The sequence below is a fragment of the Pseudomonas sp. ATCC 13867 genome, from assembly GCF_000349845.1.
Classification (GTDB): Bacteria; Pseudomonadota; Gammaproteobacteria; order Pseudomonadales; family Pseudomonadaceae; genus Pseudomonas.
The window spans coordinates 1,807,063-1,827,044 of record NC_020829.1 but is presented as its reverse complement, the minus strand read 5'-3'; the positions used below and the strand labels follow the sequence as shown (position 1 = coordinate 1,827,044).

Below are 19,982 nucleotides of genomic sequence, written 5' to 3'. Positions count from 1 at the left end.
AAAGTCGGGTCGCTCAGTCCGCCAACGCCGTCCGCACCTCGCCACGCACCCCGCCCTGGCGCTTGAGGCGATAGCAGCCGTACATCACCAGCAGCCACACCGGAATCGCATAGACCGACACCTGGATGCCCGGGGTGAGCAACATGACGCCGAGGATGAACACCACGAAGCCCAGGCATAGCCAGTTGGCCGCCGGATACGCCACGGCGCGGAAGGCGGTGCGCTTGCCGTCGGCATCCATGCGCGCGCGGAACTTCAGGTGCGCCAGGCTGATCATCGCCCAGTTGATCACCAGCGCGGCGACCACCAGGGACATCAGCAGCTCCAGCGCACGTGCCGGGACCAGGTAGTTCACCAGCACGGCAAGGAAGGTCACCGCCGCCGAGACCATCAGCGAACGCACCGGCACGCCACGGCTGTCCACCTTGGCCAGCGCGCGCGGGGCATCGCCCTGCTCCGCCAGGCCCACCAGCATGCGGCCGTTGCAGTAGGTGCCGCTGTTGTAGACCGACAGCGCGGCGGTGAGCACCACGAAGTTGAGGACATGGGCCGCGGTGCCGCTGCCGATCATCGAGAAGATCTGCACGAAGGGACTGCCGCTGTAGGAGTCGCCGGAGGCATTAAGCGTCTGCAGCAGGCTGTCCCACGGCGTCAGCGAGAGCAGCACGGCCAGCGCGCCGATGTAGAAGATCAGGATGCGGTAGATCACCTGGTTGATCGCCTTGGGAATCACCTGCTTCGGCTGGTCGGCCTCGGCGGCGGTGAAGCCGAGCATTTCCAGGCCGCCGAAGGAGAACATGATGATCGCCATGGCCATCACCAGCCCGCTGATGCCATTGGGGAAGAAGCCGCCGTGGGCCCACAGGTTGCTCACCGCCGCCTGTTCGCCGCCGGTGCCGCTGGCCAGCAGGTAGCAGCCCAGGGCGATCATGCCGACGATGGCGGCGACCTTGATGATGGCGAACCAGAACTCCGCCTCGCCGAAGGCCTTCACGTTGAACAGGTTGATCGCGTTGACCACCACGAAGAACAGCGCGGCGGTGGCCCAGGTCGGCACCTCCGGCCACCAGTAGTGGATGTACTTGCCCACCGCGGTGAGTTCCGACATGCCCACCAGGATGTACAGCACCCAGCAGTTCCAGCCCGAGAGGAAACCGGCGAAGCCGCCCCAGTACTTGTGCGCGAAGTGACTGAAGGAGCCGGCGACGGGCTCCTCGACGATCATCTCGCCGAGCTGGCGCATGATCAGGAAAGCGATGAAACCGGCGATGGCATAGCCGAGGATCATCGACGGGCCGGCGGACTTGAGCACCCCGGCCGAGCCGAGGAACAGCCCGGTACCGATGGCGCCGCCGAGGGCGATCAGCTGGATATGGCGATTCTTCAGGCCGCGCTGGAGCTGGCCTGCGTGTTGAGTTTCACGCGTCATGCGTCACCTGTTGTTTTTATCTGTGACGGGAATCGGCCGCCCGGCTCGTGGCTGGGCGGTGCGGGCAAGGCAAGGCTAAAGAGCGGTGGAACGAGGGAGCTTACTGGGCGTCGGGCTGCACCTCCGGGGCGGCCTGCTGGAAGGCGTCGAGGGATTCGCAGCGCGCGGCGATGGCGAGCAGGCGCGGGCAGGCGGAGAGGTCGCAGTCGAAGCGACGGGCGTTGTACAGCTGGGGAATCAGGCAGGCCTCGAAGTACCCGGGGCGCTCGCCGAGGGACAGCGGGCCGGGCAGCACGTCCAAACCGGCCTCCACTGCGCGCAGGCCGGTCTCGACCCAATGGCGAATCCAGGCATTCTTCGCCTCGTCCGCCACGCCCAGCGGACCGCTGAGGTACTGCAGCACGCGCAGGTTGTTCAGCGGGTGGATGTCGCAGGCGATGTGCAGGGACAGCGCGCGGACCTGGGCGCGTTGCAGCGCATCGCGCGGCAGCAGGCTGGGTTGCGGGTGGGTTTCCTCGAGGTACTCGAGGATGGCCAGGGACTGGGCGATGCGCGCCTCGCCGTCCACCAGCAGCGGCACCAGTTCCTGCGGGTTGAGCGCCTTGTAGGCGTCGGCGTGCTGCTGGCCGCCCTCCTTGACCAGGTGCACCGGCACCTGGCGGTAGGCCAGGCCCTTGAGGCCGAGGGCGATACGCACCCGGTAGGCGGCGCTGGAACGCCAGTAGGAATAGAGGGTCAGCATGACGGCTCTCCGGCGCCGACCGCGAAAAGCGGCCGGCGCGAGTGACGGTTACTTGGTCTCGGAGATCACGCCACGGCGAATCTGGTCTTCCTCGATGGATTCGAACAGGGCCTTGAAGTTGCCCTCGCCGAAGCCCTGGTTGCCCTTGCGCTGGATGATCTCGAAGAAGATCGGGCCGATCACCGTGTTGGTGAAGATCTGCAGCAGGATGCCGTCATCGCCCGGCGCGCCGTCGATGAGGATGTTCAGCTCGCGCAGTTGCTCCAGCGGCTCACCGTGACCGGCGACGCGGGTGTCGACCTTGGCGTAGTAGGTGTCCGGGGTGCTCATGAAATCCACGCCGTTGGCGCGCAGCTGGCGCACGGTGGCGTAGATGTCCTCGGTGGTCAGGGCGATGTGCTGGATGCCTTCGCCGTGGTACTCGCGGATGAATTCCTCGATCTGCGACTTGTCGTCCGCCGACTCGTTGATCGGGATGCGGATCTTGCCGCAGGGCGCGGTCATGGCGCGGGACAGCAGGCCGGTGAGCTTGCCTTCGATGTCGAAGTAGCGGATCTCGCGGAAGTTGGCGATGCGCTCGTAGAAGCCGGACCAGACGTCCATCTGGCCGCGCTTGACGTTGTGGGTCAGGTGGTCGATGCACAGCAGGCCGACGGCGTTGTCGCGGGCGGTGCGGCCTTCGATGAATTCGAAGTCGACGTCGTAGATGCTCTTGTCGCCATAACGGTCGACCAGATACAGCAGCGAACCGCCGATGCCTTCGACGCAGGGGATGTTCAGCTCGCCGAAGTTGGCGTGGCTGCCCACCAGTTTCGCGCCCTGGGATTCGACGTACGCGGCGGCCTGCGCTGCGTTCTTCACCCGGAAGGCCATGGCGCAGGCGCTCGGGCCGTGTTTTTTGGCGAACTCGTGGACATGGCCGGTGGGGCTGCCGTTGAGCACGATGTTGATGTCGTTCTGCTGGAACAGGAAGACTTCCTTGGAACGGTGCTTGGCGGTCTCGGTGAAGCCCATGCCGGTGAACAGCTGGCGCAGCTGCTGGATGCCCTGGGCGTCGGGGGCGGTGAATTCGACGAACTCGAAGCCGTCGGTGCCGATGGGATTGTGTTGTTCGATCTTGGTCACGGCGTTCATCCGGCCTCCTCGTTGTCGTTATCGGCTGGATCGGCGCGGGGCCGTCCAGGCGTCTGGAATACCTTCATCTCAACCGTCCGCGCCGCCGTGGACAAGCCACTCCGACACGCCGCCACCCGGCCTCGCGGGGGCGGCATGGCAAGAAAACCTTACGCCCGCCAAAGCCCCCTGCGGCGAGCCGTCGCACCGTAAAGATTTCATTACAAGGTGGTGCGCCAGCGTGCCACCGCGAGCAGCCCGGCTCGCCAGCGGGCGCGGTCAGCGGCTACCATTCGGTGCATCTCCACCGCCGAATCCGTTCATGGCCCACGCCGCTCCTCCCGACTTCGACGCCACCACCGCGTCGCTCCGCGCCCTGGCCCGCAGCTACCCGCGCGGCCTGCACATCGAGTCGCACTCCCACGACTGGGGGCAGGTGCTCTATGCGATGTCCGGGGTGATGTGGGTGGAGACCCCGCAGGAAGCCCTGCTGGTGCCCCCCAACCGCGCCGTCTGGCTGCCGCCGCAGGTGCCCCACGGCATCCGCGTGGTCAGCGAGTTGCAGATGCGCAATATCTACCTGCGCCCCGGCACCGCCGACTCGCTGGGCGAGCGGGTACAGGCCTTCGAGGTCGGCGGCCTGCTGCGCGAGCTGATCGTGCATCTGGTCGAGCATGAGCGCGCACCGGACACCGACTATTACCAGGCGCTGTCGCACCTGGCCGTGCTGGAACTGCAGCGTGCCCGCAGCCTGCTGCTGCGCGTGCCGCTGCCGGACGAGTCGGACCGCCGCCTGCTGAATCTCTGCCATGCGGTGATGACCGAGCCCTCGCAGGAAATCCCCTTCGAGCAACACGCCGCCGACGCCGGCGCCAGTGTGCGCACGCTCGCCCGCCTGTTCCAGCGCAGCCTGGGCATGGGCTTCGCCCAGTGGCGCCGGCAGGTGCAGTTGGCCACTGCCGTGGCGCAGCTCAACGAGGGCGTGCCGGTGGGCCAGATCGCCCACGCCCTGGGCTACCAGCCGGGGAGCTTCAGCGAGATGTTCCGGCGGGAGTTGGGGATGGCGCCGTCGGAGTATTGCGGGAAGTAATCGCCTCACAGGATCGCAGCAGGTTTCTGCTGCCTATGCGTTATCTGCCGTCTCGTACGGCGTTTCTGCGCCGCTTCGGCATGTGCTGAAAGATTTTGTTTCGCCCCCTCGGGCGAGTCCCTTTTGGGCCCCAAAAGGAACCAAAAGGGCTCGTCCCGACATCCGGCCTCCTGACGGGACTCTGTGCGCGCCTGCAACTTTGGCTGTTTCATGCTGGATGGTTCTTCGTAGGAGCGAGCTTGCTCGCGAACCGCCCAGCGCTGATGCAGCCGGGACATTTGTTCGCGAGCAAGCTCGCTCCTACAAAAATCGGTTTCCAGAGAAACCTCCGCACACGCCGGAGCGCCCCTTCAGGAGGCCGAGTGGAATCGGAGTTTAAGGGGTTGAGCGGCATGGATGCCGCGAGAGCCGCGATGGGCCAGGGATGGCCCTTCGCGGCGTGCCCCTGAAACTTCGATGGAGCGAGGGAAGTCCCGCGAAGCGGGACCCGGATGATGGGGCAAAGACCTTTGGTTACTTTCTGTCGTTTGAGAAAGTAACTCGCCCGAGGGGGCGAAACAGAAGACATCCGAGCACGCCGAAGCAGCGCAGGAACACCGGGCAAGACGGCGGATAATGCTACGCGTTACTCGCCCTACAAGAGCATCGCGGACGGAGTCCGCTCCTACGGGAGCCAGTGAGCCAACCCCGTCCAATCCCCCACCACACATCTGTCCGATATTCCGAAGCCGATGACCGGCGCCAGCCGGTCCCCCGCCCTAGACTTCACTCATCCCCCTTCAACCGCCGAGCCTCGCGCGGAGGACACCATGAGCTACCTGATCTCCCTGGCCATCGGCCTCGCCGTCGGCCTGGCCTACCACTTCCTCGATTTCCGTTCGCCGGCCCCACCGCTGGTGGCGCTGGTCGGCCTGCTGGGCATGCAGATCGGCGAGAACGCCCTGCCGCTGCTCAACCGCTGGCTGCACTGACTCGACCTTCCTCTCACTGTTACGGACCCGTGCCATGAAAGCCCTGCAATTCGACCGTACCGGCGACCTCGCCGCCCTGAGTTTCACCGAACTGCCCGACCCGGTGCCCGCCGCCGGCGAGGTCCTGGTGGAAATCCATGCCGCCGGCCTGAACCCCAGTGACGTGAAGAACGTCCTCGGCCGCTTCCCCTACACCACCCTGCCGCGCGTGCCGGGCCGCGATTTCGCCGGGACCGTGGTGAAAGGCCCGGCCGAGCTGCTCGGCAAGTCCGTCTGGGGCACCGGCAAGGGGCTGGGCTTCACCCGCAACGGCAGCCATGCGCAACTGATGAGCGTGCCGGCCGGCGGCGTGGCGCCGATGCCCGAGCGCATGAGCTTCGCCCAGGCCGCCAGTTGCGGCGTGCCCTACACCACCGCCTGGGACGCGCTGGAGCGCAGCCAGGTGTGTGCGGGCACCCGTCTGCTGGTGATCGGTTCGGGCGCCGTCGGCGCCGCCGCCATCGCCCTGGCCAAGGCCCGTGGCGCCGAGGTGCTGGTCGCGGTGCGCCGCACCGGGTCGCAGGCGGAACTGCAGGCGCAAGGTGTCCGGAGCATCCTGCTGGGTTCCGCCGAAACGCTGCCCGCGCAGGTGGAAGAGCACTTCCCCGGCGGCGCCGAGGTGATCTTCGACACCACCGGCTTCTGGCTGCCGGCAGCCGTCACCGCCTTGGCCACCTTCGGCCGCATCGCCATCATCGCCGCGCCGGTGGACGGCCACGTGCACCTGCCGACCCTGGCGCTGTACCGACGCGGCGGCTCGGTGGTGGGGGTGAATTCACTGCTGTACGACACAGTCGCCTGCGCCGCGATGCTGCGCGAGTTCGGCCAATGGTTCGACGATGGCAGGCTACCGCTGCCGACCGGTCTGCGCGAAGTGCCGCTGAGCGAGGGGGTGCAGCGTTATCACGAGGTCAATGAGGGGAGCAGCGAGAAGATCATTCTCGTGCCCTGAGGCTGGACGGGGCCAGGAGGTTCCCCTCTCAGCCCGCCGCCTGCTGCATCGGCCGTCGCCGCGAGTCGCCTTGCGCCTGCTCCAGCGCCATGCAGTGGTCGAGGAACATGCGCATGTAGCCATAGCTCTTGCAGATCGCCTCGCACAGCGCCAGGCAGCGCGACACCGCGAGTTGCGGGCCGCAGAGGGTGCAGATGATCTCCAGCGCCTCCCACGGATGATCGTCGTCGTAGCGGGCGTGCATCTTCAGCCAGCGCATGCCGTCCTTGCGGCTGCCCGCCGGCAGAGTGCGTTCGTAGGCGTCGGTGGAGCAGACCAGCGCCGACCACTCGCCGGTGGCGCCCTCGATGGCGTAGTTGGTGGCCGCCATCGCCAGCGCCAGCTCGTCGCTGGCGCTGGTGTGCCAGCACCAGTGGCTGAGGGCATGCAGCTCGGCCGGCACCAGTTGGACCTTGAGTTCGCCCAGGGTCACGCCGTAGGTTTCGGCCCAGCGCAGCCAGTAATCGGCGTGGTTGAGCTCGACGCGGATGTTGCGCATCAGCCAGCGCCGCGCCATGTCCTCGCCGGGGCTGCGGCCGAAGCGGGTCTTGAGCAGGTTCTGCGACATGTACAGGGGGAACTGCTCCACCACCGGCCAGCCGCCGATGAGGAAGGCGCGCAGGGTCTGGCGGCTGAGCTGGCCGTCACGCATGCGCGCGTAGAGCGGATGGCCGACCACCGCCTGGCGGCTGCTCTCGCAGTCCTGCACCAGGCGCTGGGCCCAGAGGGGATAACTGGAAAGCTCCTTGAGCGGCCCACTGCGAACAAAGGTTTCGTTCATCCAAGGCTCCGTTGCCGATCGATCCATGCAAGCACCGGTAAGACTGGCCTCAGATTAGTCCTCTGCGCGCCTGGCGTCACCGTCCGGAGGTTGTGTTCGACCCAACGGTCGCCATTTCCGTCTCGCGCAGGAAGCTCCGGTTGAAAGGTTGCGGCCGAGCCAGGCCATACCCCTGAGCGTAATCGACGCCGATTTCCCGCAACACTTCGAGGATTTCCAGCGACTCGACGAACTCGGCCACCGTGCGCTTGCCCATGACGTGGCCGATCTGGTTGATCACCTGGACCATCGCCCGGTCGATGGGGTCGTCGAGCATGTCCTTGATGAAGCTGCCGTCGATTTTCAGGTAGTCCACCGGCAGGTGCTTGAGGTAGACGAAGGAGGACATGCCGGCGCAGAAGTCATCGAGGGAGAAGCGGTAGCCCAGGGCCTTGAGCTCCTGGATGAAGCGCGTGGCGTTGACCAGGTTGGCGATCGCGCTGGTTTCGGTGACCTCGAAGCAGATGCTCGCCGGGGCAATGCCGTAGCGCGGCTGCAGGTCGCGCAGGAAGTCGAGGAAGGTGTCATCGCCGACGGTTGCCCCGGACAGGTTGATCGCGCAGGTCTGGATCGGCTCGTAGTCCCCCTCCGCCGCACGGGCGGCCAGGGTCTTGAAGGCGCTCTCGACCACCCAGCGGTCGATGTCCGGCATCAGGCCATAGCGCTCCGCGGCGGGGATGAAGTTGATCGGTGCCACCAGCCGGCCGCACTCGTCGTTCAGGCGCAGCAGCAGCTCGACGTGGGCGCCCTCCTGCGCGCGCGGATCGACCGGGAAGATCGGTTGTGCGTAGAGGCAGAAGCGCTCCTCGTCCAGCGCCAGGCGGATGCGCTGGACCCACGCCATCTCGCCGACGCGGGTCGACAGCTCGGTATCGTCGGGACGGAACACCTGGGCCCGGTTGCGGCCCTTTTCCTTGGCCATGTAGCAGGCCATGTCGGCGCAGCGCAGCGCCTCTTCCACCGACACCAGCAGCGACGACACGTGCACCACGCCGATGCTGACGGTGATGTTGAACGGCCGGGCTTCCCAGATGAAGTGCAGGCCCTGGACGGTCAGGCGGATACGCTCGCCGATCTGCTCCGCCATTTCTGGCGGACAGTTCTCCAGCAGGATGCCGAACTCGTCGCCCCCCAGCCGCGCCAGGGTGTCGCCGTCGCGCAGGCACTGCTGCAGCACCGAGCAGACCTGGCGCAACAGCTCGTCGCCGGCGGCGTGGCCGCAGGTGTCGTTGACCAGCTTGAACTGGTCCAGGTCCAGGTACATCAGCGCATGGCGGTCATCCATGTGCGCGGAGCGTTCCAACGCCTGCTTGAGGCGAAACTCGAACTCGCGGCGGTTGGTCAGGCCGGTCAGGGCGTCGTGGGTCGCCTGCCACGACAGACTGGCCATGTACTGGCGTTCGCGGGTCATGTCATGCATCACCAGCACCACGCCAACCACGCGACCGTCGGCATGGATCGGCGTGCCCACCAGGGTCACCGCCACGCTGGTGCCGTCCAGCCGCTGGATCAGCTTGCTCGACTCGCTGCCGCCATCCACCTCGCCCCGCAGGATCTGCCCCACCAGCGGCAAGCCCTCCTCCTGGTCGCTCTCGTCGAACACCCGCAGCAGCGAGCGCAGCGGCAGGCCGACGGCCATCGCGCTGTCCCAGCCGATCAGGCGTTCGGCGGCGGGGTTGAAATAGGCGATGCACTCCTGGGAATCGAGGGTGACCACGCCGTCGCCGATCGCCGCCAGGGTGGTCTGCGCACGCTCCTTCTCGGTGTCCAGGGCACTTTCGAAGGCTCGTTGCTGGCGCACCAGCTTGCGGGTCCGCCAGACCGCCAGGATGATCAAGGCCAGCCCCACCAGGCAATTGACCACCAGCAGCATCCACATCAGCATCCGCGAGCCCTTGCCCAGGGCGGCGGAGAAGGCCATAGCGGCGGGCGTCACACCGTCGTTGATGCCCTGGATACGGCTGCTCCAGTAGCTCAGGTCGCCCGGGCTGACGGTGCCGGCCTGGATCCGTGCATGCATTTCGTCGGCCACTTGCAGGAGCTGGTCGAGGTAGGCGTCCCCGACGATCCAGCGCTTCACCGCCTCATCGAAGAAGCTGTATTCGTGGAAGTAGCGGTACAGCCAGATCAGGCTTCCGACGTCGTCCGGGTGGTTGCCACCGTCCAGCGCGCCACGCCGCGCCCGCTCGATATCGGGCGGCACCTGATCGAGGGCCGTGCGGAAGGTACGGTCGCCCAGCGGAATGGCGATGGCCGCCTGGTAGCGGCGGTAATCTTCCGTATCGCGGGTCTGGCCGTAGCGCTGCAGGTAATGGATGGCGTCCTTCTGCCCCTTCGACCAGAGACTTTCGCCGCCCACGTAGGCCCGTACGCCGGAAAGAATGTACAGACTGCCCGCGCCGATCAGCGCCTGCAGCAGTACCACCGCCATGAACGGCCATACCAGCCGCAGCAGCCGGGTTCTTCGACGGATTGGCAAAAGTCCCAAGGCATCCATAACGCGCTTCGACTTCCTTTCTTCTTATCCCTGGCAAGCCACACCGGGCGGCTCGGGTTCGCGCCGCCGTGGGGACTTTCTGTCTGACTACCTTTTACTCATAGCCGATCACGGAAAATCCTCAAACCGCATGGCCGGGCGCCTGGTCGGCTGACGAAGCGTCGACCCGGCCAAACACTGGTAGCACGGTGCCTTTATTCACCATTCGTCGGAAGCCCCGCATCCGACCGACGGGCAGTGGTGGCGCGCCTTTGCGCTGCCTTGCGCGACACAAGGCCATGTGCCATACCTCAGCCAATCGTGCAATCTGCAAGGCCGGAGAAATCCCATGCCGTCTCGGGACATGGAAGCGCTGTACGACCAACTGGTGGGGCTTTCCTATGAATGCGTACTCGACGAGGGCGCCTGGCTGCCCTTGCTCTCCGGCCTGATCGATGCCACCGGCCGCCAGCAGGGCGCCCTGCTGTTCTGGGACCAGACCCGGGACGACGCCCTGGCCAGCGAGATCAACCTGTGCGACCCCAGCGCCATCGATCTCTATAACCGCGACTACTGCAATATCGATCCGTCCAAGGGCTTCATGCTCCACCGCCCCGTGGGCAACTGGTACCACGACCTGGCGGAGTACGGCCCGGAGCGGATCTGCCGCGATCCCTATTACCAGGAGTTCCAGCGCCCCAACGGGATGCAGAACATCTCCTGCCTGAAGATCAACGAGCAGACCAGCGCCGGCATCTACCTGTCGGTGCTGACCAGCGTCGGCGCGCGCGACCCCACCCCCGCCGAACAGGCCCTGCTGAGCCGCCTGAGCCAGCATCTGGTCCGCGCGGCGCAGATGTTCGAACGGGTCGGCGACATGCGCCAGGAGCTGGCCAAGCGCGACCTGCTGGTCGACCTGCACCCCACGCCGCTCTGGCTGCTGGATGGCGATACCCGGGTGCTCTACGCCAACCAGGCCGCCCAGCAGCGGCTCAGGCAGCACAAGCCGACGTTTCATGAAATCTTCGGCCGCCTGCAATGCCGCCAGCACAACGCCCGCCTGCAATCGCTGGTGCGCCATGCCGCACCGCGCCAGGGCAAGGGACAGGCGGGCTGGCTGCCACTGAGCGACGGCAGCGGACTGGAGCTGCTGGTCACCCCCGTGCCGGCCGAGGCCGGCTTCAACCAGAGCTTCCAACGCCCGCTGGCCCTGCTCGCCCTGCTCGATCCGCAACGCCAGGGCAGCCTGCTCGGCGAACTCTTCGGCCTCACCCCGGCCGAGCGGCGCCTGGGCGACCTGCTGGTCCGCGGCCTGACGCCGGAACAGTGCGCCGAACACCTGGGTACCTCGATCAATACCATCCGCAGCCAACTGCGCGCACTGTTCCGCAAGACCCAGACCAGCCGCCAGGCCGAACTGGTCAGCCTGCTGGTGCGCCTGGGGCAACGCTGATCCGGCGAGCGGCGTCATTCATTCAGATGATGGCCAAGGGCTTCGCCCGCCCTACCGTGGTAACTGGACTACCGGCCCGAAGGGGTCGGCCACGCAATCGGACCCCCGGGTGGACAGCAATGGACAATCTGACCCAGCAGAATCCGGAATCGCTCAGGCAAGCCATCGAAGAACTCGAACAGCAACTGCACCGCATCAAGGACAGCAACTCCGAGCTGCTGGCATTGGCCACCGGCCACGCAAGCCTCGAGGAACGCCCCCGTGTGCTGCCCTTCCCCCGCCGGCGAGAGCGGCCAATGGGCGAAGGCGCCGGCAATGCCGTGCTGATGGATTACCTCTACGGCATCGACAGCACCCTGCTGCCCGACGGCCCCACCGACGAGCTGTTCCGCTACGCCTGCTCCGCGCCCGCCTCGCGCGCCCTGCGCTCGCGCCGCCAGTTGCTGGCCCGGGAGATCGACCGCACCTGTGAACAGCTCGGCGGCCAGGCACGCATCCTCTGCGTGGGCTGCGGCCACCTGCGCGAGGCGGATCTTTCGCGGGCCCTGCGCGACGGGTACTTCCGCGAGTTCATCGCCCTCGACGCGCAACTCCAGCCGCTGCAGACCGTGGAGTCCTGCTACGCCTCGCAGGGCATACGGGCCGTGCAGTGCAGCCTCGACGAACTGTTCTATGGGCGAACCGACCTGTGCCATTTCGACCTGATCTACTGCGCCGGGCTCTATGAAGTCCTCGGCGACCAGGACGCCCGCGATCTCACCCGCAACCTGTTCGCCCGCCTGTTGCCGGGCGGACGCCTGTTGCTGAGCAATTTCCTGCCGGGAATACCGGACATCGCCTACCTGGAAGGGCTCCTGGACTGGAAACCGAACTACCGCAGCGACGCCGAACTGCTCGACCTGCTGCTGGGCATTGCCTACAACGACATCGGCCAGGCGCGGATCTTCCATGACCTGGGCAATTGCGTGACCTTCCTCGACGTCACGCGCTACGGCTGATCAGCTCTGCTGCAGATGCCCGTACAGGCGGGCATAGAGCCCGCCTTCGGCGATCAACTGCTGGTGGGCGCCGTCCTCGGCGATGCGCCCGCCATCGAACACCAGCACCCGGTCGGCCTGCTTAACCGCCGACAGGCGGTGGGCAATGATCAGCGTGGTGCGCCCTTCGAGGAAGCGGCCCAGCGCCTGGTGCAAGGCATACTCGGTGGCGGCGTCCAGCGCCGAGGTCGCCTCGTCGAGGATCACCACCTTGGGTTCGGCCAGCACCATCCGGGCAATCGCCAGACGCTGCCGCTGGCCGCCGGAGAGGCGTACGCCGGAGCGGCCGACCACGCTGTCCAGCCCCTGCGGCAGCGCGAGAATGGTGTCCGCCAGTTGCGCCACTTCCAGCGCGCGCCAGCAGGCCTCGTCACTGCGCTCGCGGCCCAGGGTCAGGTTGGCGCGCACGCTGTCGTTGAACAGCGCCGGATGCTGCAACACCACTGCCACATGCTCGCGCACGCACTCCAGGCCGATCTCCTCCAGTGCTACGCCGCCGTAGCGGATGCTGCCGGATTGCGGCTGGTAGAGGCCGAGCAGCAACTGTACCAGGGTGCTCTTGCCGCCGCCGCTGGCGCCGACGATGGCGACCTTCTCGCCGGGGGCGATGTCCAGGTCCATGCCATCGAGCACGCGTTCGTCGCGGTAGGCGAAACTCAGGTCGCGCACCTGGATACCAACCGTGCCGTGACCGACGAAGGGATCGCGGCGCGGCGGATACTGCGGCTCGTCGGCACGGGCCAGCAGCTCGTTGATCCGGGCCAGCGCGCCACCGGCGGCATAGAAGGCGTATTGCAGGCTGAGCAGTTGTTCGACCGGGCCGATCATGAACCAGAGGTAGCTGAACACGGCGAGCATCTGGCCGATGGACAGGTCGGAGAACAGCACGGTAAGCATGGCCGCGGCGCGGAACAGGTCGATGCCGAACTGGAACAGCAGGCCGCTGGCGCGCCCGGCGGCGTCGCTCTTCCACTGCGAGGCGACGGCGTAGTCGCGCACTTCGCGAGCGCGCACGCCGAGACGTCCGAGGAAGAAGCCCTGGCGATTGCCGGCGCGCACTTCCTGGATGGCCTCCAGGGTTTCGGTCAGCGCCTGGGTGAAGCGCGAGGTGCTGTCGTTCTCCAGCTTCTTCAGGTGCTTCACGCGTTTGCCCAGTTGCACCGTGGCGAAGATCACCAGCGGGTTGAACAGCAGGATCAGCAGCGCCAGCTTCCAGTGCATCCAGATCAGGATGCCTGCGGTACCGCAAAGGGTCAGCAGCGCCACCAGGAAGCGGCTCAGGGTGTCGCCGACGAACTTGTCGAGGGTATCGAGATCGGTCACCAGATGCGCGCTGACCGACCCGCCGCCGAGGGTTTCGTATTCGCTCAGGGAGATGTGCTTTAGCCGTTCGATCAGGCGCAGGCGAATGCGGTACACCACGTCCTTGGACAACCGCGCGAACAGCTTGGCCTGGAGGACGTTGAACACCAGCGCGCAACTGCGCAGCACCAGGGTCACCAGCAGCATCAGGCCGATGTAGCCGACCGGCTTGTGCCAGCCGTCGGGCAGCCAGTGGTTCATCACCTGCAGGGCGACGTCGCCCTTGCCCAGCAGCACTTCATCGACCAGCAGCGGCAGCAGCAGCGGGATCGGCACACTGCAGGCGGTGGCCAGCACGGCGACCAGGTTGGCGAGGATCAGGGCCTTGCGGTGACGGAAAGCGAGCCGACGAATCTCCGCCCAGCTCAGGCGGTCAGCGGACAGCTCAGGCATGCCGCCCGCGCTCCAGCCAGCGCTCCAGCAGCGGGGCGAGTTCGCCCAGCGGCTGGTAGCCGTTGGTCAGCAGGGCCAACTGGCCGTCGCGCTCGGCCAGCAGTGTGGGAAAGCCGGCGATGCCCAGGTCGCGGGCCCAGGAAAAGTCGGCCAGGGTCGCCAGATGGTTGTCCTGGCTGTCGAAGGCTTCGGCGAACTCGATGCGCGGCAGGCCGACCTGTTCGGCCAGATCGGTGAGCACCGCGGCCCGGGTGACGTCGCGGCCTTCGGCGTAGAACGCCCGCTGGATTTCGCCGACCAGCGCCCAGGCGCAGTCCTCGTCCAGGCGGCGCGCGGTGACCACCGCGCGGCAGGCCGGCTCGGTGTCGTAGACGAAGCCGTCGGGCAAGGCGTTTTCGAAGCGGAACGGCTGGCCGGTGGCTTCATGCACCGCGTGCCAGTGTTCGAGGATGTAGCGCCTGGTGGTCGGCTCCAGCGCGGCGCCCTGCCCCGTGCGCAGTCCGCCCATCACCAGCGCCAGCGGCACGCCCGCGGCGCGCGCCTGCTCCACCAACTGCCTGGCCACCGGGGCGAAACCCCAGCACCAGGAGCACATCGGGTCCATCACGTAGAGCAGGCGGCTGGTCATGGATCAGTTCTCCGCGCGGGGGTCACGGCCAATGGGGTGCGGCAGGTTGCGCTGGCGCGCCAGCTCGATCTGCTTCTGCCGCTCGCGGGCGCTGGCTCGGGTCTTCTCCGACAGCGAGTCCCAGCAGTGCGGGCAACTGATGCCCGGCGCATAGTGCTCCGAGGCGCGATCGAGGGCCGAGATCGGGTTGCGGCAGGCATGGCACTGATCGTAGTCGCCTTCGGTCAGGTCATGGCGCACGGTCACGCGGTTGTCGAACACGAAGCAGTCGCCGCGCCAGAGGGTCTGCGCCTCGGGTACTTCCTCCAGGTACTTGAGGATGCCGCCCTTGAGGTGGAAGACCTCTTCGAAACCTTCGCTGAGCATGTAGCTCGACGCCTTCTCGCAGCGAATGCCGCCGGTGCAGAACATCGCGACCTTCTTGTGTTTCGCCGGGTCGTAATGCTCGCGGATGTAGTCGGGGAACTCGCGGAACGACTTGGTCTTCGGGTCGATGGCGCCCTCGAAGGTACCGATGGCCACTTCGTAGTCGTTGCGGGTGTCGATCAGCAGCACCTCCGGGTCGGAGATCAGCGCGTTCCAGTCCCGGGGTTCGACGTAGGTGCCAACCTTGGCGTTCGGGTCCACGCCCGGCACGCCGAGGGTGACGATTTCCTTCTTCAGCTTGACCTTGGTGCGGTAGAAGGGTTGCTCCTCGCAGTAGGACTCCTTGTGGTCGACATCGGCCAGGCGCGGGTCGTTGCGCAGCCAGGCCAGCAGGCCGTCGATGCCGGCGCGGGTGCCGGAAACGGTGCCGTTGATGCCTTCCTCGGCGAGTAGCAGGGTGCCCTTCACGCCGTTGTCCAGCAGGGTCTGCAGCAAGGGCTCGCGCAGGGCGACGTAGTCGGGCAGGGAGACGAACTTGTACAACGCCGCGACGACGATTCTTTCGGTGGTCATGCATCACTCCAGTGGTCGCCCGCGTAAAGGGCGGACCGGGTTCTTTGGCTCGACAGCTGAATCAGAAGCTGAAAATGACAGCGCCGGCAGAAGCCGGCGCTGGGAGTCGCATTCTACACGGAGCGGAGCTTGCCTCACATTCCGGTAGTCGGTTGAGAGCTCGCGAGCTAGAGCCATGCAAGGCGAAACGACCAGCGGAAGTAACAGCCGAAGGCTGGCCCGAAGGGTGAGCGCCAGCGAATAAAATCGAGCGAAGTGCGGAGTTTACGTTTTGTAAATGAGCAACTTCGATCGATTTCCAACGCAGCAGGGCCGACGCGCAGCAGCTCTCAAAGATCGTGCTTGCTGCCGCCACGGCAGGTCGGCGAATCCGGTGCTTGTCCCTGCTGCGCCCACTCCTCGGGGGTGTAGGTGTGCATCGCCAGGGCGTGGAACTGGCTCATCAGATCGCCGAGCGCGCCGTAGACCTTCTGATGCCGCTTCACCGCGTTCAGCCCGGCGAACGCCGGGCTGACGATCACGGCCTTGTAGTGCGTTTCCTGCCCGCGGCTGTGCATGTGGCTCTCGTCGAACACCTCCAGGTGCTGCGGTTCGAGGGCGCCCAGGGCGGTCTGGATACGGTCACGCATGCTCATGTCGGGTCTCGCTGTAAATCAGGCGGTTCATGAAAAGCCGTAAAAGTCAGGGCTTCTTGGCCGGAGCCGGGGCTTTCACACCCAGTTCCTTGTCCATGTCGGCCATCAGCTTGTTCACCGGCTCGACTGCGGTCTGCAGCTTGGCCTGGGTCAGTTGGGCGGATTCGGCGGTCAGGCGCGGCATCTTGTCCAGCATCTTGCGGCCCACCGGCGAGGCATAGAAATCGTTGATCTGCTTGAGCTCGGACTCGCTGAAGTTGCTGGTGTAGAGCTTGACCAGTTCAGGCTTGAGCTTGTCCCAGCCGACCGCGCGATCGAGTTCGGCATTGGCCTTGGCCTGATAGCGCTCCAGTACGGCCTTCTTGCTGTCGGGCGCCTTGGCCTCGGCGAAACGCTGGGCGAGCATCTGCTGGACCTGTGCATAGACCGGCACGGTGAGCTTGTCGGCGTGAACCTGCTTGAGGAACTTCTCCGCCTCGGTGTTGGCGTCGGCCAGGGCAAGAGAGCTGAAACCCACCAGTAGAGCTGCGGTGCAGAGGGTACGAAGAACGGTCATGGGGCGGTCCTTGAGTCTGAAGGTGTGTCCGGGTGGGACCCGCCATTCTGCGCCTAAGTTCGGAAAGTGCTCAAGAGACCGCCGAACAGCAGGGAGGTGACCCATTTCTCTTGTCGACGTATCGGCAAACCGGCATGCTGCGTCGCGTTGCCACATGGATGTGTCCAATGAACACCTTCACTCACATGCCGCCCTACGCGAACTCACCGCCCTTGTGCGACCCCCAGGGCCGCCTGAACGCCAGCGCCGTCGGCTGGTCCAGCCGGCCGCAGGTCCTCTGCCACCTGCCGGGCAATCCGGGCCGCCGCAAACGCTGGAACCACTGGTGCATCAACGCGCCGGGGTGGATGCTCTCGCTGACCGTCGCCGACCTCGACTACCTGGGCTACGGCGCCCTCTACTTCCTCGACCTGGAATCCGGCCGCTCGGTGCACCGCACCCGGATCACCGCGCTGGGCCGGGGCTGCGAACTGCCCGAGGTGCCCAACCAGAGCCACAGCTTCCAGCATGGCGACCTGAGCCTGAACTTCGTCGAACAGCCCGGCCAATTGCGCATCACCGCCTGCGCCCCCGACCTCGGCGGCCAGCCGCTGGACCTGGCGCTGGAAGTCCAGCGTCCCGCGCACCTGGAGTCGGTCAACCTGATCGTGCCCATGAGCGGCCACTGCTTCCACGCCTGCAGCCGGCAGATGGGCCTGCCGGTGCGCGGCAGCCTGCAGCTCGGCCGCAGCGTCTACCAGTGCAGCGCCGGCGAAAGCTTCGCCGCCCTGGACTTCGGCCGGGGCGTGTGGCCCTTCCGCACCCACTGGACGCGCGCCGCCTTCGCCGCGCCCGGCGGCATCGCCGGCAACTTCGGCAGCGGCTGGACGGACCACACCCCGCTCAAGGAAAACGCCCTGTGGTTCGGCGGCGAACTGCAACGCCTGGAACACGACGTCGAGATCCACCAGACGCCCCACGATCCCCTGGCTCCGTGGCGCCTGCTCAGCCCCTGCAAGCGGGTCGACCTGACCTTCACGCCGCGCAAGCTGCACCGCGCCTGCCCTCGCCTGGGGCCGCTGTTCGCCGAGACCAGCCAGTGGTTCGGCCACTTCGACGGCTCCCTGCGCAGCCTCGACGGCGAGCACGTCCCGGTACGCGAAGCATTGGGCTGGGTCGGCGCCACCCGGGCGCGCTGGTGAACGGGCTCTATCAGGGCAATTGATCCGACGCGGAACCCGGAGCGCTGACAACGGCCTAAACTGCCCGAGTCATTCCAGGAGGAACGCATCATGAGCCGCACCGAAACCGACAGCCTTGGCCCCATCGAAGTCCCCGACGATGCCTATTGGGGGGCGCAGACCCAGCGTTCGCTGGAAAACTTCGCCATTGGCGGGCAGCGCATGCCGCTGGCCGTGGTGCATGCCCTGGCGCTGGTCAAGAAGGCCGCGGGCCGCGTGAATGCCCAATTGGGCGAACTGCCGGAAAACATCACCAGCCTGATCGAAGAAGCCGCCGACGAAGTCCTCGCCGGCGAGCACGATGATCAGTTCCCGCTGGTGGTCTGGCAGACCGGCAGCGGCACCCAGAGCAACATGAACGTCAACGAGGTGATCGCCGGTCGCGCCAACGAGATCGCCGGCAAAGGTCGCGGCGGCAAGTCGCCAGTACACCCCAACGATCACGTCAACCGCGCACAGAGCTCCAACGACAGCTTCCCCACCGCCATGCACCTCGCCGCCGCGCGCGCCGTGCATGACGACCTGCTGCCGGCCATCGCCGAGCTCAGCGGCGGCCTTGCCCAGCAGGCCGCCCGCCACGCCAGCCTGGTGAAGACCGGCCGCACCCACCTGATGGACGCCACGCCGGTCACCTTCGGCCAGGAGCTTTCCGCCTTCGTCGCCCAGCTGGACTATGCCGAGCGCGCCATTCGCGCCGCGCTGCCGGCGGTCTACGAGCTGGCCCAGGGCGGTACCGCCGTCGGTACCGGGCTGAATGCGCCGAAGGAGTTCGCCGACGCCATCGCCGCCGAACTGGCCGACCTTTCCGGCCTGCCCTTCGTCTCCGCGCCGAACAAGTTCGCCGCATTGGCCGGGCACGAGCCGCTGGTGATTCTCTCCGGCGCCACGAAGGCCCTGGCCACCGCCCTGATGAAGATCGCCAACGACCTGCGCCTGCTCGGCTCCGGCCCGCGCGCAGGCTTCGCCGAAGTGAAGCTGCCGGCCAACGAGCCCGGCTCCTCGATCATGCCCGGCAAGGTCAACCCGACCCAGTGTGAGGCCCTGTCGATGCTCGCCTGCCAGGTATTCGGCAACGACGCGACCATCACCTTCGCCGCCAGCCAGGGTCACCTGCAGTTGAACGTGTTCAAGCCGGTGATCATCCACAACCTGCTCGAATCGGTGCGCCTGCTCGCCGACGGCTGCCGCAACTTCAACAGCCACTGCGTGGCCGGCATGGAGCCGGACGCGGCAAAGATGCGCGAGCACCTGGAGCGCGGCCTGATGCTGGTCACCGCGCTGAACCCGCACATCGGCTACGACAAGGCCGCCGAGATCGCCAAGAAGGCCTACGCCGAGGGCAAGACCCTGCGCGAAGCGGCGCTGGAGCTGGGCTACCTGAGCGACGCCGAGTTCGATCAGTGGGTACGCCCGGAAACCATGCTGGAGGCGGGACAGAATGGTTGATGCGGCCAAGCATGGCGCCACCCCCATCGAAGGCGACGGCAAGCGCGTGCTGCTGGTGCTCGGCTCGCCCAAGCCCGGCGGCTTCTGCCACGCGCTGGCGGAGGCCTACGCCCAGGGCGCGCGCAACAAGGGCCACGTGGTGCACAGCCTGAAGCTCGGCGAGCTGAACTTCGACCCCGTGCTGCGTGGCGGTTACGAACAGAGCCAGAGCCTCGAGGCGGACGTGCTGGAGGCGCAGCGGCAGATTCACTGGGCGCAGCACCTGGCGTTCATCTACCCGGTCTGGTGGGGCGGCTTGCCGGCGCTGCTGCAGGGTTTCTTCGACCGCGTGCTGCAACCGGGCTTCGCCTTCCGCTACCGCTCGGCCGAATCCCGCGAGTTCGAGCCGCTGCTCAGCGGGCGCAGCGCCGACCTGCTGGTCAGCCACGACCAGACCCACTGGCACTACCGCCTGCGCCAGGGCGCTCCGGCGCACCGCCAGATGACCCGCTGCATCCTCGCGCCCTGCGGTATCGAGTTCCATCATCTGGAGGAGTTCAGCCCGATCCGCGGCTCCAGCGAGGAACAGCGCCAGACCTGGCTGCGCCGCGCGGAGCAGTTGGGTACGCAAGCCTGATGCGCTGGCCTTCGGCCTGGCGCTGG

General features: G+C 66.7%; 17 protein-coding genes and 1 pseudogene. 8 read left to right on the top strand and 10 right to left on the bottom strand.

Going from position 1 to position 19,982, the window contains the following annotated elements:
- Positions 1-13 precede the first annotated feature (13 nt).
- From H681_RS08350 to hppD, 3 genes are all read right to left on the bottom strand, one after another.
- Complete coding sequence (locus H681_RS08350) at positions 14-1,429, bottom strand: amino acid permease (RefSeq protein WP_015476417.1); 1,416 nt, start codon at positions 1,427-1,429, stop codon at positions 14-16.
- A 100-nt stretch (positions 1,430-1,529) separates the two neighbouring features.
- Entirely contained in the window at positions 1,530-2,171 is a 642-nt protein-coding gene (maiA, locus tag H681_RS08345; RefSeq protein ID WP_015476416.1) for a maleylacetoacetate isomerase, read from the bottom strand.
- Positions 2,172-2,219: 48 nt separating this feature from the next.
- Positions 2,220-3,305, bottom strand: coding sequence for a 4-hydroxyphenylpyruvate dioxygenase (gene hppD / locus H681_RS08340; RefSeq protein WP_015476415.1), 1,086 nt, complete (start codon positions 3,303-3,305; stop codon positions 2,220-2,222).
- Positions 3,306-3,606: 301 nt separating this feature from the next.
- On the opposite strand from hppD, the gene H681_RS08335 reads away from it, so the two are divergent.
- The 3 genes from H681_RS08335 (at position 3,607) to H681_RS08330 (ending at position 6,336) form a co-directional block, all read left to right on the top strand.
- On the top strand, positions 3,607-4,374 hold the full coding sequence (locus H681_RS08335; protein ID WP_015476414.1) for an AraC family transcriptional regulator: 768 nt from the start codon (positions 3,607-3,609) through the stop codon (positions 4,372-4,374).
- A gap of 809 nt (positions 4,375-5,183) precedes the next feature.
- A complete protein-coding gene (locus H681_RS25700) occupies positions 5,184-5,345 on the top strand; it encodes a DUF1427 family protein (RefSeq protein ID WP_015476413.1) in 162 nt (53 codons plus the stop codon).
- Positions 5,346-5,379: 34 nt separating this feature from the next.
- Positions 5,380-6,336, top strand: coding sequence for a quinone oxidoreductase family protein (locus tag H681_RS08330; protein WP_015476412.1), 957 nt, complete (start codon positions 5,380-5,382; stop codon positions 6,334-6,336).
- 28 nt (positions 6,337-6,364) lie between these two features.
- Here H681_RS08330 and H681_RS08325 read toward each other — a convergent pair whose 3' ends face one another.
- Both H681_RS08325 and H681_RS08320 read right to left on the bottom strand, forming a co-directional pair.
- Positions 6,365-7,156: a TenA family transcriptional regulator gene (locus H681_RS08325; RefSeq protein WP_015476411.1), complete on the bottom strand. Its 792-nt coding sequence runs from the start codon at positions 7,154-7,156 to the stop codon at positions 6,365-6,367.
- 76 nt (positions 7,157-7,232) lie between these two features.
- A complete protein-coding gene (locus H681_RS08320; RefSeq protein WP_015476410.1) occupies positions 7,233-9,626 on the bottom strand; it encodes an EAL domain-containing protein in 2,394 nt (797 codons plus the stop codon).
- A gap of 394 nt (positions 9,627-10,020) precedes the next feature.
- Here H681_RS08320 and H681_RS08315 point away from each other — a divergent pair, with 394 nt between their 5' ends.
- Both H681_RS08315 and H681_RS08310 read left to right on the top strand, forming a co-directional pair.
- The gene (locus H681_RS08315) at positions 10,021-11,124 is read left to right on the top strand and encodes a helix-turn-helix transcriptional regulator (RefSeq protein ID WP_041711822.1); all 1,104 of its coding nucleotides are present in this window, start codon (positions 10,021-10,023) and stop codon (positions 11,122-11,124) included.
- Positions 11,125-11,243: 119 nt separating this feature from the next.
- On the top strand, positions 11,244-12,122 hold the full coding sequence (locus tag H681_RS08310; RefSeq protein ID WP_015476408.1) for a class I SAM-dependent methyltransferase: 879 nt from the start codon (positions 11,244-11,246) through the stop codon (positions 12,120-12,122).
- Here the strand turns inward: H681_RS08310 and H681_RS08305 are convergent, their stop codons facing one another.
- From H681_RS08305 to H681_RS08285, 5 genes and pseudogenes are all read right to left on the bottom strand, one after another.
- Positions 12,123-13,916 (bottom strand): ABC transporter ATP-binding protein, encoded by a 1,794-nt coding sequence (locus H681_RS08305; RefSeq protein ID WP_015476407.1) that lies wholly within the window; start codon positions 13,914-13,916, stop codon positions 12,123-12,125.
- A complete protein-coding gene (locus H681_RS08300) occupies positions 13,909-14,511 on the bottom strand; it encodes a DsbA family protein (RefSeq protein WP_177324597.1) in 603 nt (200 codons plus the stop codon). Before H681_RS08300 ends, H681_RS08305 begins: the two co-directional genes overlap by 8 nt.
- 36 nt (positions 14,512-14,547) lie before the next feature.
- A complete protein-coding gene (gene trhO / locus H681_RS08295) occupies positions 14,548-15,483 on the bottom strand; it encodes an oxygen-dependent tRNA uridine(34) hydroxylase TrhO (protein WP_015476405.1) in 936 nt (311 codons plus the stop codon).
- Positions 15,484-15,812: 329 nt separating this feature from the next.
- Positions 15,813-16,118, bottom strand: a complete 306-nt coding sequence (locus H681_RS08290; protein ID WP_015476404.1) for a BolA family protein — start codon at positions 16,116-16,118, stop codon at positions 15,813-15,815.
- Between the two features lie 46 nt (positions 16,119-16,164).
- A pseudogene (locus H681_RS08285) lies at positions 16,165-16,720 on the bottom strand (DUF2059 domain-containing protein).
- Between the two features lie 121 nt (positions 16,721-16,841).
- Between H681_RS08285 and H681_RS08280 the strand changes: the two are divergent.
- The 3 genes from H681_RS08280 (at position 16,842) to H681_RS08270 (ending at position 19,956) form a co-directional block, all read left to right on the top strand.
- Positions 16,842-17,855, top strand: coding sequence for a DUF2804 domain-containing protein (locus H681_RS08280; protein ID WP_015476402.1), 1,014 nt, complete (start codon positions 16,842-16,844; stop codon positions 17,853-17,855).
- Positions 17,856-17,945: 90 nt separating this feature from the next.
- Positions 17,946-19,340, top strand: a complete 1,395-nt coding sequence (locus H681_RS08275; RefSeq protein ID WP_015476401.1) for a class II fumarate hydratase — start codon at positions 17,946-17,948, stop codon at positions 19,338-19,340.
- Positions 19,333-19,956, top strand: coding sequence for an NAD(P)H-dependent oxidoreductase (locus tag H681_RS08270; RefSeq protein WP_015476400.1), 624 nt, complete (start codon positions 19,333-19,335; stop codon positions 19,954-19,956). Before H681_RS08275 ends, H681_RS08270 begins: the two co-directional genes overlap by 8 nt.
- Positions 19,957-19,982: the final 26 nt, after the last annotated feature.